Source organism: Parabacteroides sp. AF17-28, from assembly GCF_003479205.1.
In the GTDB taxonomy this organism is placed as follows: domain Bacteria; phylum Bacteroidota; class Bacteroidia; order Bacteroidales; family Tannerellaceae; genus Parabacteroides; species Parabacteroides acidifaciens.
In genome coordinates this window covers 137028-152411 of record NZ_QUGV01000003.1, presented here as the reverse complement: position 1 = coordinate 152411, position 15384 = coordinate 137028, and the positions used below count along the sequence as shown (strand labels likewise).

General features: G+C 47.6%; 9 protein-coding genes and 1 pseudogene. 4 read left to right on the top strand and 6 right to left on the bottom strand.

The window, feature by feature from the left end; genetic code table 11:
• Positions 1-322: 322 nt before the first annotated feature.
• The gene (locus tag DWW90_RS03080) at positions 323-559 is read right to left on the bottom strand and encodes a hypothetical protein (protein ID WP_122343948.1); all 237 of its coding nucleotides are present in this window, start codon (positions 557-559) and stop codon (positions 323-325) included.
• Between the two features lie 228 nt (positions 560-787).
• Here DWW90_RS03080 and DWW90_RS03075 point away from each other — a divergent pair, with 228 nt between their 5' ends.
• Positions 788-4714 carry a TIM-barrel domain-containing protein gene (locus DWW90_RS03075; RefSeq protein WP_122343947.1) on the top strand — a complete coding sequence of 1309 codons (3927 nt, stop codon included), beginning with the start codon at positions 788-790 and terminating at the stop codon, positions 4712-4714.
• Positions 4715-4939: 225 nt separating this feature from the next.
• Here DWW90_RS03075 and msrA read toward each other — a convergent pair.
• Positions 4940-5452: pseudogene (gene msrA, locus DWW90_RS03070) on the bottom strand (peptide-methionine (S)-S-oxide reductase MsrA); the annotation flags it as partial.
• Positions 5453-5605: 153 nt separating this feature from the next.
• Between msrA and DWW90_RS03065 the strand changes: the two are divergent.
• The 3 genes from DWW90_RS03065 to DWW90_RS03055 all read left to right on the top strand — a co-directional run bounded on the left by DWW90_RS03065 (position 5606) and on the right by DWW90_RS03055 (position 8515).
• Positions 5606-6466, top strand: a complete 861-nt coding sequence (locus DWW90_RS03065) for a pyridoxamine kinase (protein ID WP_122343945.1) — start codon at positions 5606-5608, stop codon at positions 6464-6466.
• Positions 6467-6512: 46 nt separating this feature from the next.
• Positions 6513-7451 carry a ketopantoate reductase family protein gene (locus tag DWW90_RS03060; RefSeq protein WP_122343944.1) on the top strand — a complete coding sequence of 313 codons (939 nt, stop codon included), beginning with the start codon at positions 6513-6515 and terminating at the stop codon, positions 7449-7451.
• Between the two features lie 203 nt (positions 7452-7654).
• Complete coding sequence (locus DWW90_RS03055; protein WP_122343943.1) at positions 7655-8515, top strand: esterase family protein; 861 nt, start codon at positions 7655-7657, stop codon at positions 8513-8515.
• Between the two features lie 7 nt (positions 8516-8522).
• Here DWW90_RS03055 and DWW90_RS03050 read toward each other — a convergent pair whose 3' ends face one another.
• The 4 genes from DWW90_RS03050 to DWW90_RS03030 form a co-directional block, all read right to left on the bottom strand.
• Positions 8523-11450: a PD-(D/E)XK nuclease family protein gene (locus DWW90_RS03050; protein WP_122343942.1), complete on the bottom strand. Its 2928-nt coding sequence runs from the start codon at positions 11448-11450 to the stop codon at positions 8523-8525.
• Between the two features lie 11 nt (positions 11451-11461).
• Entirely contained in the window at positions 11462-12454 is a 993-nt protein-coding gene (gene mgrA, locus DWW90_RS03045) for an L-glyceraldehyde 3-phosphate reductase (protein WP_122343941.1), read from the bottom strand.
• 727 nt (positions 12455-13181) lie between these two features.
• Entirely contained in the window at positions 13182-13574 is a 393-nt protein-coding gene (locus tag DWW90_RS03035; protein WP_115501215.1) for a hypothetical protein, read from the bottom strand.
• Positions 13575-13879: 305 nt separating this feature from the next.
• Positions 13880-15289 carry a sulfatase gene (locus DWW90_RS03030; protein ID WP_122344026.1) on the bottom strand — a complete coding sequence of 470 codons (1410 nt, stop codon included), beginning with the start codon at positions 15287-15289 and terminating at the stop codon, positions 13880-13882.
• Between the last annotated feature and the right edge of the window lie 95 nt (positions 15290-15384).

Below are 15384 nucleotides of genomic sequence, written 5' to 3'. Positions count from 1 at the left end.
TTATTATGAATAAACAGGCATATCCCGTTCCTCAATCTGCCAGGCTTTTAGGATTGAATATTTAAAATTCAAATGCTTCATTATCCTCCGTCACAGTTTCCGTTCTTTTAGATGTTAAATATCATTTAGATAATATGTCAATATACCAATGAAAAGAAAAAGCAAACTTGAATAATATACAATAACCCCCATTTCGACCGTTTTTCTATTTCGTCCGAAATCTTGATCGATTTTGGATTGACTCTTTTCATGATTTTAACCTGATCGGATAACAATAGATAAAATGAGGTGCTAAGTCCACTCCAAAAAGCGTGCAATTTGATTACTGAAAACCGGAAACACCGTCAAAGTGATAAACCTTAACTCCCGGAGAATCGAATATTTCAAAACAAAACGGACGGCGTTCCAAATATTCCAAAAGAAGTTCCAGAAGCTTGTCGCCACGACGACCGTCTTCATCGCCCTCGCGACCGTCTTCATCTGGATGGCGACCGTCTTCATAGGGTACAACGACCGTCTTCAGGGCGATAAAGTACCAGAAAAATGAAATAAAGGTCATCTTTGTGGCGGAGAACGCTCAAAAAAGAGGAAAAAGTCCCTTTTTGACGGCCGAAAAGTGGATTAACATTTGTTTGGTTTCGGAGGTCTTTCAAGTCGGAAAAATACGTTTTATACAATAAGTTCCCTAATATAGTTGAGAGTTAAGAGTTGAAAATTGAAAGTAAAATTATTTTTACGTACTTTTGTCTTCAGATATAAAAACCTGAATAAATCAATTAATTTAAACATGAAACGCTTAATGGCTAATCGTAAACAGAAAAAGGCGATCCTGATCGCTTTAGCTGTGCCGTTCATGCTGTCCTCTGCGCCAGTAATGGCAATGGTTACCCCGGGAAACGGGATGGCTATCACCCAACAGGGACAAGCAATAACCGGCGTGCAGCGAATCAACCCGACAACGGTCGACGTAATCTTCTCCAACAACCAGCGAATGACATTCGACTTCTACGGAGATAACATCTTCCGCGTGTTCCAGGACAACAATGGCGGCATTATCCGCGATCCGGAAGCCAAACCGGAAGCACAAATCCTGGTCAACAATCCCCGCCGCCCGGTGTCAGCACTGGATATCAAGGACGAGAACGGACAAGTGACCATCACAACCGGAAAGGTACGGCTGCAACTGGACAAGTCGACCGCCCTGCTGAAAGTCACCAACCTTGCCACAAACACAGTGGCCTTCGAAGAGGTGAAACCGGTGGCTTACGAAAAAGGAAAGACAATCCTGACATTGAAAGAAAATCCCGACGAATACTTCTACGGTGGCGGCGTGCAAAACGGACGCTTCTCACATAAGGGAAAAGCAATCGCCATCGAAAACCAGAACAGTTGGACAGACGGAGGCGTGGCCTCTCCTACTCCCTATTACTGGTCAACGAACGGTTACGGCTTCATGTGGTACACCTTCAAACAGGGAAAATATGATTTCGGTGCAGCCGAGAAAGGTACGGTGAAACTGTCACACGACACGGACTATCTGGATGCCTTCTATATGGTTAACGACGGCGCTGTCGCCCTGCTGAACGATTTCTACCAGCTGACCGGTAACCCGGTGCTGTTGCCTAAGTTCGGTTTCTACCAGGGACACCTGAATGCCTACAACCGCGACTACTGGGTGGAAGACGAAAAAGGTATCCTTTTTGAAGACGGCAAACGCTACAAGGAAAGCCAGAAAGACAACGGCGGTATCAAAGAATCGCTGAACGGCGAAAAGAACAACTACCAGTTCTCCGCACGTGCCGTGATCGACCGCTATAAGAATCACGATATGCCGCTCGGCTGGCTGCTGCCTAACGACGGCTACGGAGCCGGCTATGGACAGACCGAAACGCTGGACGGCAACATCCAGAACCTGAAGAGCCTGACAGATTACGCACATCAGAACGGTGTCGAAATCGGTCTCTGGACTCAATCGGACCTGCATCCAAAAGACAGTATCAGCGCCCTGCTGCAACGCGACATCGTGAAAGAAGTGCGCGACGCAGGTGTACGCGTCCTGAAAACAGACGTGGCTTGGGTTGGCTGGGGCTACTCGTTCGGATTGAACGGTGTGTCCGACGTCGGACATATCATGCCGTATTACGGAAACGATGCGCGTCCGTTTATCATCTCCCTTGACGGTTGGGCCGGTACACAGCGTTATGCCGGTGTCTGGTCGGGTGACCAGACAGGCGGACAATGGGAATATATCCGTTTCCACATCCCGACTTATATCGGTTCCGGACTTTCCGGACAGCCGAACATCACGTCTGACATGGACGGTATCTTCGGTGGCAAGAACCTGGCAATGAACACCCGCGACTTCCAATGGAAGACCTGGACGCCGATGGAACTGAATATGGACGGCTGGGGATCGAATGAGAAATACCCGCACGCCTTAGGCGAACCGGCAACTTCCATCAACCGCTGGTATCTGAAAATGAAATCCGAACTGATGCCGTATGCCTACAGCATCGCCCGCGAAGCAGTTGACGGCAAGCCGATGATCCGCGCCATGTTCCTCGAAGATCCGAATCCTTATACATACGGTAAGGCTACGCAATACCAATTTATGTATGGCCCGTATTTCCTCGTTGCCCCGATCTACCAGGAAACACAGGCAGACGAGAAAGGTAACGACATCCGCGACGGTATCTATCTGCCGAAAGGCGAATGGTTCGACTATTTCACCGGTGAACAATATACAGGCGGCTGCGTTGTCAACAACTTCGCCTCTCCGCTTTGGAAACTTCCGGTATTCGTGAAAGCCGGTGCGATCATCCCGATGACGAACCCGAATAATAATGTAAAGGAAATCGACAAGAACCTGCGTATCTACGAACTCTATCCGTCGGGCTACAGCTCGTTCACGGAATATGACGACGATGGTATTACACAAGCTTACCAGAAAGGTGAAGGTGTTACGACACTGATAGAGATCGGTAACAACAATGATCCGGCAGTGAAAGTAGTGATCGGTAATAAGACCATCATCGATTCAAACGGTAAAAATAATCCGGATAAAGTTACCATCACGATACACCCGGCAAAAGGGAACTTTGACGGCTTCGTGAAGGAAAAGGCTACCGAACTACGCATCAACCTTTCGGAAATGCCGAAGAAGATCACAGCCAAAGTCGGCTCTTCCAAAGTGAAACTGACCGCAGCCCGTTCGATGGCCGAATACCTGAACGGCACAGACGTTTACTTCTACGACGCAACTCCGAACCTGAACAAGTTCGCCACCAAAGGAAGCGAATTTGAAAAGGTTACGATCACCAAGAACCCGCAGCTGTTAGTGAAGCTGGCTGCTACGGACATCACCGAAAATGAAACCATTGTCAACATCGACGGCTACAAATTCGAAATGGGCGACAGCCACCGCATTTCTACCGGTTCACTGACTGCACCGACAGTACAGGTGGCGGATGAAAACATCGAAGCCTACACGCTGAAACCGACTTGGAACAAGGTCTCCGGTGCAGACTTCTACGAAATCGAGTTCAACGGTATGCTGTACACGCAGATCAAGAACACCGAACTGCTGTTTGACGACCTGAGTGCCGAGACAGATTATACATTCAAAGTCCGTGCAGTCAACAAAGATGGCCAGTCCGACTGGTCTTCCGTCTCTGTCAAGACAAAGTCCAACCCGCTGGAATTTGCAATCAAGGGTATTCGTGGCGAAGTGACTGCCGAAGAACAGGAAGGCTTCGAAATCTTCCGTCTGTTCGACTTTGCCGAGTTGGGCGATATGTTCCATACGAAATACCGCAAGAACGCAATGCCGTTCGACATGATTATCGACCTGCGCACGATTAACCAGTTAGATAAGTTCGACTACCTGCCTCGCCAGGATGGTGGCAACGGTACGATCCTCGCCGGCTCTGTGTCCTACAGTATGGACAAGGAAAGCTGGACAGCTGTCGACTCCTTCCGTTGGGAACGCACCGGCGACGTGAAGACATTCACATTCAAGGAACAGCCGAAGGCCCGTTACATCAAGCTGCACATCACGGAAGGCGTTGGCAACTACGGTGCCGGCCGCGAACTGTATGTATTCAAGGTTCCGGGAACCGAAAGCTACCTGCCGGGCGATATCAACAACGACAAGAAGATCGACGCAAACGACCTGACTTCGTATATGAACTACACGGGTCTGCGCCGTGGCGACAGCGATTTCGACTACGTCAGCGCCGGCGACATCAACCGCAACGGCCTGATCGACGCATATGACATCTCGGTTGTTGCCACCCAACTGGAAGACGGCATTGAAGATCCGGGCACGGACCGCGTAGCCGGAACAATCGAGTTGAGTACTCCGAAGCAGACTTACAACGCAGGTGAAACAATAGAAATCCTCGTGAAAGGTAAGGATCTCAAAGCTGTCAACGCACTGAGCTTCGCCCTTCCGTACGACCAGCAAGACTATGACTTCGCAGGTATTGAACCTGCCGGTCTGGGTGCAATGGAGAACCTGACGTACGACCGCCTGCACACAAGCGGTCAGAAAGCGCTCTATCCTACTTTCGTCAATCTGGGCGACAAGGCGACACTCGAAGGCTCAACGGATCTCTTCACCATCAAGCTGAAAGCGAAACGCAAGGTTAAATTCAACCTGAAAGCGATCGACGGCATCCTGGTGGACAAGAACCTGAATATGCAGAAGTTCTGATCAGACATAAGTCCTGTAAGGACGACAGATTCCAGCCCAGGGCGTGAGCCCTGGGACATAGGAGCTCCCCCTCTAAGACTAAAGCCCTGTAAGGGCGACACAATGTTTTTCAACGCATTCAGAGTGTCGCCCTTACAGGGCTTTATCTATTTTTGGGAACTCCGTTATACCCAAGGCTCACGCCTTGGGCTATGATCTGTCGTCCTTACAGGACTTTTAAATATTATTCGCTTTGCGTGCCAACTCGAACAGTTTCGGGTTGATATGGCAATAGCCGTTTACGTTCTTATCTAAATAATCCTGGTGGTAATCTTCCGCCGCATAGAAATTAACAAGCGGTTCTATTTCAATCACAATCGGATCGGTATATTCTTTTGCCAATTCATGTATGGCAGCTTCAATAACCGGGAGATCTTCTTTATCCGTATAATAAATGCCTGTACGATACTGCAAGCCGCTATCCCCACCCTGCCGGTTGACACTGGTCGGATCGATGGTCTGGAAATAAAGCTCCAGCAGCAACTGCAATTTGACGATTTGCGGGTTATAAACAACTTTGACGGTCTCGGCTGCCCCGGTATTTCCGGTACAGACTTCCTTATAGGTCGGATTTGCAACATGGCTGTTCGCATAGCCCACTTCCGTACTCTCCACTCCTCTGATCTGTTTCAGGAAATGTTCCGTTCCCCAGAAGCATCCGCCAGCCAGATATATTTCAGCATTTTCTTTTCTTTCCATATTCTCTTTTATTATTAATGAGTCATATTAGTAATCATAAGCCTGCCACAAAAGTAATAAAAATAACTATTCGACATACAGTCAGGCATTTCCCCTGCCACCAGCGAACGATTCCCCCCGATTGGCTGTTATATGGATAAATCAGTATCAGATATGAAAAATAAAGAACATCAAAAACGTGTAGCAGCCATCCATGACCTGTCCGGTTTTGGAAAATGCTCGCTGACAGTAGCTTTACCCATTCTTTCAGCAGCCGGCATAGAAGCATGCGCCATGCCGACAGCCATCTTATCCACCCATACGGGCGGTATCAGCGGATATACCTATCGCGACCTGACAGGCGATATGCGGGCATTTATGCAGCACTGGAAATCCTTGAACATCAAATTCGACGCCACATACAGCGGTTTTTTAGGATCATTCGACCAACTGGAGCTTGTCAAAGAGTTCTTCACCCTGTTCAAGTCCAAAGACAATCTGATCCTGGTAGACCCGGTCATGGCTGACAACGGCGAACTATACCGCATATTCCAACCGGAGTTTGCCGCAGGTATGCGTTCGCTGTGCAAGAAAGCCGACATCATCGTCCCCAACCTGACTGAAGCCGCCTTATTGCTGGAAGAAAGTTATCATCCCGGCCCTTACACCCAGGCCTATATCGAAAATATCTTAAAGAAATTAAGCAAGCTCGGACCGGAAAAAGTCGTACTGACAGGTGTCTATTTCAAAGAAGAAGAGTTAGGAGCTGCGACCTACGACAGAAAAGAAGATGCGGTCGGCTTCCTGTTCACCCAAAGGATACCGGGGGCATATCATGGGACAGGCGATATTTTTGCGAGTGCCCTGCTATCCGGGTTACTGAATAATTTCAGCTTAAACGAATCGGCACAGATAGCCGTAAATTTCACGGCAGACAGCATACGGCGGACCTATAAAGCGAAAACGGATTATCGTTTCGGTGTTAATTTTGAACAATGTATCCCTGACTTTCTAAAAGAACTCAAACTGATATAGTTATTCCAATTTTATTTTTCATCTTTGCAGAATAATAGTATAAAACATGAGTAAAACTAAAATAGCAATTTCCGGCATAGGAGCCGTAGGCGGTTACTACGGAGGATTATTGGCCGCCCGTTACAAAGATTCAGACAATGTAGATGTTTATTTCATTTCCCGAGGTGAAAACCTGAAAGCAATCCGGGAAAACGGTATCGAAGTCAAAAATACATTCCTGACGATCAAAGCCAGGCCTACCCTTGCGACTGACAAGCCAGCCGAGATAGGCGGTCCGGTCGATTATCTGTTCTGTTGTACCAAGAGTTACGACCTGGACGAGAATATAGCCCAACTGGCTCCGATAATCGGACCTGATACGGTTATCATCCCTCTCCTGAACGGGGCGGACATAACAGAGCGCATACAGAAAATATTACCGGACAACGAAGTCTGGAAAGGATGCGTATATATAGGTTCCCGCTTAGTCAGACCGGGAAGAATCGAGAAATTCACAATCAAAGACCGTGTCTTTTTAGGGAACAACAAAGAAGACAAAACACGTTTGAAGGAATTGCAGGAGATATTGGCAAACGCCCGTATCCTGACAACCGTGCCGGATGACATCGATCTGGAGATATGGAAAAAGTTCTTTATGATCTCGACAGCCGCAACCGCCACATCTTATTTTAATGAAACGATAAGTGAAGTGCTCGACCGTCATATCGATCTGTACATTACATTAAGCTATGAACTGAAAAGCGTGGCAGAGGCAAAAGGTATTCGGTTTAAAGATAATCCTGTGTTTTCTTCTATTGAAGCACAGAAGATCATGCCGAACAATTCCACCACTTCCATGCACAGCGATTTCAAACGGGGTAGCCGTACGGAGGTGGAGACACTGACGGGCTATGTTGTCCGGACCGCTGAAGAATTGGGGGTTGAAGTGCCTACTTACCAGTTCATGTATAAAGGACTGACACAGTTCCCTTATCCTGTCGACTAATTTTAATCCGTGAGGGTGCGTCAAATGTAAATTCTAACGCTTTAGCATGTCATTGCGGGCTTGCCCCGCAATCTCATACTAAATTGATTTACAATGATTAGGACAAGATGGCGGATCAAGCCCGCCAGGACACAGACGCTATAAATGGGACTTTTGGCATCCCCTCTACGTGAACAACTGGCAAATCTAATTATCAATATTATATGAAAAACAAAGTATGCTTATCTCTTATCCTGTGCTTGTTAGTCAATCTTGCAGGATATTCACAAAGTGCCGTATTCGAATCGCTCTCATTCGACAGTCAGAAATTAGGAAGGAAAGTTTCTTACTCCATTTACCTGCCTTCCGACTACAACACCTCAAAGAGGAATTATCCGGTCCTTTACCTTCTGCATGGCTACACAGACAATGAGACAAACTGGATACATATGGGTCAGATGAAAACGATTGCCGACCGTGCAATAGCCAATGAAGAGGCAGTCCCGATGATTATCGTCATGCCGGACGCATGGGATACTTGGTATGTGAACCAGTATGACGGAAAGGTCCCTTACGAAGATATGTTTTTTGAAGAACTGATCCCTTATATGGAAAAGACCTATCGCGTTCGCAGCAACCAGGAAAGCCGTGCCATAGCCGGCCTGTCGATGGGCGGATACGGATCATTCCTCTACAGCCTGCACCATCCGGATATGTTTTGCGCATGCGCCCCGCTAAGCGCCGCAGTCTTCGATGATTCGGTCATGGATACGCGGAAAGCCAAATCGCACAAGGACCTGTTCAACCGCCTGTTCGGGCCGGGCGACGAACATTGGCATAAGAACAGCGTCGAAAAGATACTTTCCGACTGGGACGAAAACAAACTGCCCAACATCCGTTACTATATCGATTGCGGTGACAAAGACGGGTTGCTGGAAGGAAATTTCCAGGTTCACCAGATCATGCGACAGAAGAACATCAAACACGAATTTCGCGTACGCAGCGGCGGGCACTCCTGGACGTACTGGCGGACAGCTCTGCCGGAAGTCCTGAAGTTTGTCAGCCAGACATTCAGCAGAAGCTAACCCGGCCTTATTTCCCGCAAATATCTTTAAACGGGCAATACGTACATGCCTTTCCGTTAGGTGTCTGCACAAACGGTATTTCTGTTCCGAATATCTCGTCCAGACACTTCCGGAGGCCATTCTCGAAGTCGGTATAGTAATTGGCGAAATCGACAACCTGCTCCGTCTTGCTCCGGTCGATGCGTTGGTAGACGCCGGCATCGAAGGATGGAGAAAAGAGCGTCCGCATATAATATATGCCTGGCTGTATCACCTTTCCGGCAGGAGCCATGCCGTACATCCAGGCATACATAAAGACCTGCATGACAGCTTTGGAGCGGTCCGTTTCTTCTTTATCGAAAAGGGCGTCGACAGATGTAAACTGAGGTGTGCCGCTCCCACTTTTATAATCGATGATACGGACAGCATCACGCACCTCGTCTATACGGTCGATAAAGCCTTTGAGTTGTATCTCGCTCTTATCCGTAAGCGTGAACAGTCTGTTAATCCTCTTTTCCGATTCGATATACCGGAAAGGCGTCAGTTTGCCGTCACGCTCCAGTACCTTCTCCACATACTTGCGAATCATCTCGCCGATCAGGAAATTCTGTCCGGTAAGCGGACGGACAATATCTGTCTTGAAGAACACTTCGGCGAAGGCGCGGGCAACGACTCCTGTCAGGGCAGGCGTATCTTTCCGGATCGCCTTCAGCAAATCAGCTGTTACCATCTTTCCGCAGAAAGGCTTGTACAATTCCTCCATCACTTTATGCAGGATACTCCCGAAGACATTGCTTTCGATCGTCTCGCTCACCTCCTCTTCTTCCTGGATGCCTTCAACAACCGAGAAATAGAATTTCAACGGACAATCCAGATACGTATTGATCGCACTGGCCGAAATCGCACGTGGCCCGTCTTTACGGAAGACGGACAGGCGGTTCATGACCTCTTCCGTCTTGGCGACCTGCAGAGCCGGGGTCTTGGAGGAAGAGACATTGTAGACAACTAACTTATTTTGTATCGGTTCCTCGTAATGATAATGCAACTGGTGGACAAAACGGCTCACCTCTCCTGTCTGTAATCCGTTGCTCCGCGTGTCATAGAGCAGGCTGACATGGCTGGCACGGTAGATCAGGCGATAGAAATGGTAGGCCCAGACACTGTCCTGATGCTCATAGGTCGGCAGACCGAAACCGCGGCGCAGGTTGTAAGGAATAAACGAGTTAGCCGCTTTCTTCAACGGGAAGATTCCTTCATTCATGGAAAGGATGATCAGGCGGTCGAAGTCGAGCGCACGCGTTTCCAACACACCCATGATCTGCAATCCGGAAAGAGGTTCACCGTGGAAAGGAATCGTAATCGTATCCGTCACCCGTTTCAACAGACGGAAATAGGTGTCGATCTTCATCTCGACGTTGGCCTCCTGCATGACTTCCTTCATTCGGTTGACTGTCGTAAAGTAGTGGAAGATAAACTCTTGCTCCACGTCTTTAATTGACAATGGACAATGGACAATGGACAATTTGTCGTCGCTCTCTTCATTGTCAATTGTCAATTGTCCATTATCAATTGCTTTGTTCAACTCCTGCAAAACATTAATCAGGTAATCAGAGAACATATCTACAGCCGTTACCGGAGTAAAAAGGATGGATAGCAAAGCGGTTTTATTCAAATCCGCATACGAAATGTATATCTTGTTATTCTCTGAAATATCTTTCACAAGCCTGGAAATAACATCCGGGGAAGTCGTCATTATGTAACGGTGGTTCAGGATCGGCAAAACATCCCGGAAATAAAACACCGGTTGCCTGTCCACATAACGCACATTCTTTTGCAAAGCCAGAATATATTCCATCAGGGAAGCCACCGGCGTACCTGCCAACGGATACCCCATCGTCACATTAATCCGCTTGATCTGTTCAGGAATTGCATTCAGGACCGGGATCAAAAGGTGTTCGTCCGGCAGGATTACAGCAGTCTTCAAGGCCTCTTCGGCACTCATTTCATCCTCCTTGCAAAGATCGCTCAGGATGCTATACACCTGTTTGGCCTGCCCGATACCGGAAGGGATACCGATCACTTCAATTGACAATGGAGAATTGACAATTGACAATTTGTCGTCGCTCTCTTCATTGTCAATTGTCCATTGCGAGGGGAACTGCTTCAAGTTTCGTTCCACAAAATAGGAAGCCTTATTATCCGGATCGGTCACCTTCGGAGAGGCATAATCCCAATAGAAATCAGCGATACCCTGTTTTTGCAGTAAGGCGAGGAAACGCTCTTCAGCCACAGACAGGGCGTTCAGACCGACAAATACAATCTTCGTATAAGGCAGGTCACAACATTCCTCCTTCTCCATCCGCTCAACCACTTCCCGGAAAATCATCCCCTCATAGCCTTTATTTTCAGTAGACAATACTTCCCGCAGGTCTGCATACAGAGCATACAGGATTTGCCAGACAGCCAGGAACTCTTCCTGATTCGGGGTATCTCCCTTCGGATAGAAGGACGACCAGAACGTCCGGATAGCAGCAATCTGTTCCGGACTCAAAAAACTGAAATCATTCTCAATCTCGCGCAGGTCCGTCACGTTCGTGAACAGCATACGGGCATCCGCCATATACTTGTCGATGTCATCAAAGTCGTTCAACAACATCTCACCCCAATAGAGGAACTCGTCGAACGTTTCGGATGAACCGCTGTGCTCCAGATAAATGCCATACAATTTGAATAGCATACTGATCCGGTCGGCAGTCTGCTTACCGCTAAGTTGCACGAAAAGGTCGTTAATCGTCAGGATAGTCGGTGAGAAAAGCGGCTTCCCGGCTACCTCCGACAGGTATTTCTGGAAGAAAAGTCCTGTACGGCGGTTCGGAAAAACAAAGGCCAACCGGCTGATCTCCGCCCCGTATTGAGAGTAAAACAGGGAGGCGACCTGGTATAAGAATGGTTTCATTAAGCTGAGTGTTAAGCTAATATATTTTCTATCGTTTGCAATTCTTCTTCTGAGAAAGTGATATTCCCCAATGCTTTCAGGTTGTCCATCAACTGGGCTACGGAGCTGGCACCGATCAGGACGCTTGTCACCCGCTCATCCTTCAGCAACCAGGCAAGTGCCATCTCGGCCAACGTCTGACCACGTTTTCCGGCAAGTTCGTTCAGTTGACGGATTTTGGCAACCACCTCGTCCGTCACCTGTTCCCGTTGCAAATGTCCCGTGGATTTAGCAGCTCTGGAGTTTTCAGGAATACCGTTCAGGTATTTGTCCGTCAACATCCCTTGTGCCAACGGAGAGAAAGCGATCATCCCGACTCCCTCCTGTTTCAGCAAAGGCAGCAGGTCGGGTTCTGTCCAACGGTCCAACATGGAATAACGTGATTGGTGAATCAGGCAGGGCACCCGGTGTTCCTTCAATACGGCAAGCGCCTTTTCCGTTTGTTCGGCATTATAATTCGAGATACCTACGTAGAGCGCTTTTCCCTGGCGCACGATATCGACGAGTGCTCCCATCGTTTCCTCGATAGGCGTCTGCGGGTCCGGGCGGTGCGAATAGAAGATGTCCACATAATCCAACCCCATCCGTTTCAAGCTCTGGTCCAGGCTCGCCATCAAGTACTTACGGCTTCCCCAGTTCCCGTACGGGCCGGGCCACATATCATATCCGGCTTTTGTGGAAATGACAAGCTCATCGCGGTAATGCCCCAAACCTTTCTTTAATATACGGCCGAAGTTCTCTTCCGCCAATCCGTAAGCAGGGCCGTAGTTATTGGCAAGATCAAAGTGCGTGATTCCATTGTCGAAAGCAGCATGTGCAATCTGGATAAAATTGCTGAACACGTCCACACTGCCAAAGTTATGCCACAATTCCAAAGAAACGGCGGGCAACAGTAATCCACTCTTTCCACAACGCCTGTAAACCATATCGGCATACCGGCTTTCTTTTGCTTTATACATTTCCATAATATGATATATTGTTACAATGAATCTATTTTAAGGAGATACAAATATAATCAAAAAGCCTCGATATAATATAAAACTATCCAAACAGGGGAGGCTTATTGTATAAAACGCATCTTTCAGGCCCGAAAGAGACCCGAAACCCAACAAATGTTAATCCACTTTTTCGACCTCAAAAAGGGACTTTTTCGCCTTTTTTGAGTGTTTCCAGCCATTACGACCGTCCTCTTTGCCATTACGACCGTGCTAATGTGTAGTGCACTCGGCACCTCGCGAAGATTAGCACGGTCGTAATGGCGATTTGGACGGTCGTAATTGAAAAAAGGACCGTCTTAAGGGTAAAAAAGCACCTGAATTTCCTTGGGATATTTGGAACGCCGTCCGTTTTATTTTCAAATATTCGATTCTCCGGGAGTTAAGCTTTATCACTTTGTCGGCGTTTCCTGTTTTCGATAATCAAATTGCACGCTTTTCAGAACGGACTGCGCACCTCGTTTTTCCTATTATCAGAAAGGGGAGCTTAAACCGTGAAAAGAGTCAATCCAAAATCGATCAGAATTTTGGGCGAAATAGAAAAACGGCTAAAAAGGGGGTTATTGTAATATTTGCGATTTATGATTTATCCTTTTTGGAGGTTTCCAACGGCAATATTGTAAAGCGATCTTATAGTGATACATTACGGGAATTGAGGCGAAAATTAAACACAACAAAAGGGACTTAGGTATCTTTTTTATATCTTTTCTCCGGACAGAAAGGCTTGCAGCATTTCTTCTATGGTGTCAAATTCATAGTCCTCACCGAATGAATCCTCCGAAGCATCGCCAATCGCATATTTATGCTTTTCCAAAAGGCAGCGAAAAGTCCACAAATCCCTTTGCCCAAGCCATAAACATCCCTGCTCATACCACTCAAAGATTAGTATATCGTCACATTCAAAATATCCAAAGAAGTTATTATTAATCCTGAAGTATGCCACAAGCTCATCCATTATTTCAGCCGGAACGCCATAATCCATACAATTTCTTCGGAACTCTTGCAATTGGCTCTCAGTCGCCGGTTTACAGGATAATCTATAATTATCCCTATACTTATCAAAGAGTGTCTGTATCCTATTTATTTCCATATCAGTACCTAAAACTTTTCATCGGCGTCACCTTTTGCCATGATAGAACAAAGATAGGAAATCATGATTATACAAGTCACCTTGCTTACATAAGAATAGGGGAAATTTTTCACATACGGGCAAAAAAAAGGCTATCCGTCACGGACAGCCAATCTTCATTGTTAACCTTAAATCTAATACCATGAAAAACACAGTGCAAATATAAGGACTTTATGTTATGTAGCATATACTTTTGCTTGGAAATCTCATTTCTTTAAATCTATTTAACTAAAACATGCTACAAAACATAGTTTTCCAGCAAATCACTATTGTAAAAACGCCGGTTCCCGACGCTCCTTCCCTTTCTGTCGGGTGAGGTTGTCGCCTAATTCTTCACGCATCCGGTCGGCAATCTTCATCAGGCGGGCTGCATCCTCCGGATATTGGGTAATGACATCATAGCGTTCTCCCGGATCGCGGCGCAGGTCGTACATCTCCGCTTTATAGAGTTGCAGGTTTGTCAATTGGCCGGGCTGCCCGTCGTTACCGGGAACGAAAGCGCCGTATGTCACGTACTTATGAGGGAAAACGAGCTTGAACTGTCCGTCGGTCACGGCTTCCAGGTCATTCTTATTATAATAATAGACAAATGACTCGCGCGGATTAGCCCCTTTCTCACCCTTGATCAGTGGCAGGATGCTCACCCCGTCGATCTTCCGTTGCGGCAGCGGGGCTCCGCTTATCTCGGCCAGTGTCGGGAAGAGGTCGATATTGGAGGCCAACTTATTACAGGTTGTCCCCGGCTGTGTCTTTCCTTTCCAGTACATCACGCAGGGAACACGGTTACCGCCGTCAAACGTAGTGGCTTTCGCTTCACGCAAGCCACCGGCCGATCCGGCATGGTTCCCGTAGTTTGCCCACGGGCCGTTGTCGGAGGTCAGCACGACCAGCGTATTCTCTTCCAGCCCCAGTTCGCGCAACGTTTTCAGGACTTCGCCCACGCTCCAGTCGATCTCCATCATCACATCTCCATACAAGCCTTGCTCGCTCTTTCCCTTGAACTTATCGGAAACGGCCAACGGCACATGCGGCATGGAATGGGCCAGATAGAGCAGGAACGGCTTGTTTTTGTTCTTTTTGATGAAATTGACCGAACGTATGGTATAGTCGGTCGTAAACCGGGACTGGTCCGTGTTATAGCCCGCCACTTCATTCCCGTCGTATGTCGGCAGGTCAGGAAAATTAAAGACTTCTCCCTGCTGGGGATGGAAAGGCCACATATCATTGGAATAGGGCAAGCCGTAATATTCGTCGAAACCGTTCTGTAAAGGAAGGAACTGCCGCTGGCTGCCTAAATGCCACTTCCCGAAAACAGCTGTGCTGTATCCTTTTTGTTTCAGCAATTCTCCCATTGTCATCTCCTCCGGATGGATACCGTAATTGGAATCCGGACCGGGGGCACCGGCAAAACCGATACGGTTCGGATAACACCCGGTCAGCAGCCCGGCACGCGAAGCACCGCTGATCGGCTGTCCGGCAAGGAAATGGGTGAAACGGACACCCTCGGCGGCCATCTTGTCGATATTCGGCGTCGTATAGCCGTACGCCCCGTTAAAGGAGAAGTCACCATAGCCGACATCGTCCAGGTTTATGATGATAAAATTCGTATAATCCGCCGCTTGCGAACACAACGGCAAGCTGCCTAAAGCTGACAATAAGATTAATTTATTCATGATATTTACATTTCTGGTTACATTAATCCGGAAGCCCGGACAACAGTCCAAAGATAACGAAGATTAGCCAAAATCACACGGATGATTTCGGAAAGTCG

Excerpts from the sequence above, each read along its gene's own strand:
- DWW90_RS03080 (WP_122343948.1), bottom strand. The coding sequence starts at position 559 with ATGACCTTTATTTCATTTTTCTGGTACTTTATCGCCCTGAAGACGGTC.
- DWW90_RS03075 (WP_122343947.1), top strand. The coding sequence starts at position 788 with ATGAAACGCTTAATGGCTAATCGTAAACAGAAAAAGGCGATCCTGATC.
- DWW90_RS03065 (WP_122343945.1), top strand. The coding sequence starts at position 5,606 with ATGAAAAATAAAGAACATCAAAAACGTGTAGCAGCCATCCATGACCTG.
- DWW90_RS03060 (WP_122343944.1), top strand. The coding sequence starts at position 6,513 with ATGAGTAAAACTAAAATAGCAATTTCCGGCATAGGAGCCGTAGGCGGT.
- DWW90_RS03055 (WP_122343943.1), top strand. The coding sequence starts at position 7,655 with ATGAAAAACAAAGTATGCTTATCTCTTATCCTGTGCTTGTTAGTCAAT.
- DWW90_RS03050 (WP_122343942.1), bottom strand. The coding sequence starts at position 11,450 with ATGAAACCATTCTTATACCAGGTCGCCTCCCTGTTTTACTCTCAATAC.
- mgrA (WP_122343941.1), bottom strand. The coding sequence starts at position 12,454 with ATGGAAATGTATAAAGCAAAAGAAAGCCGGTATGCCGATATGGTTTAC.
- DWW90_RS03035 (WP_115501215.1), bottom strand. The coding sequence starts at position 13,574 with ATGGAAATAAATAGGATACAGACACTCTTTGATAAGTATAGGGATAAT.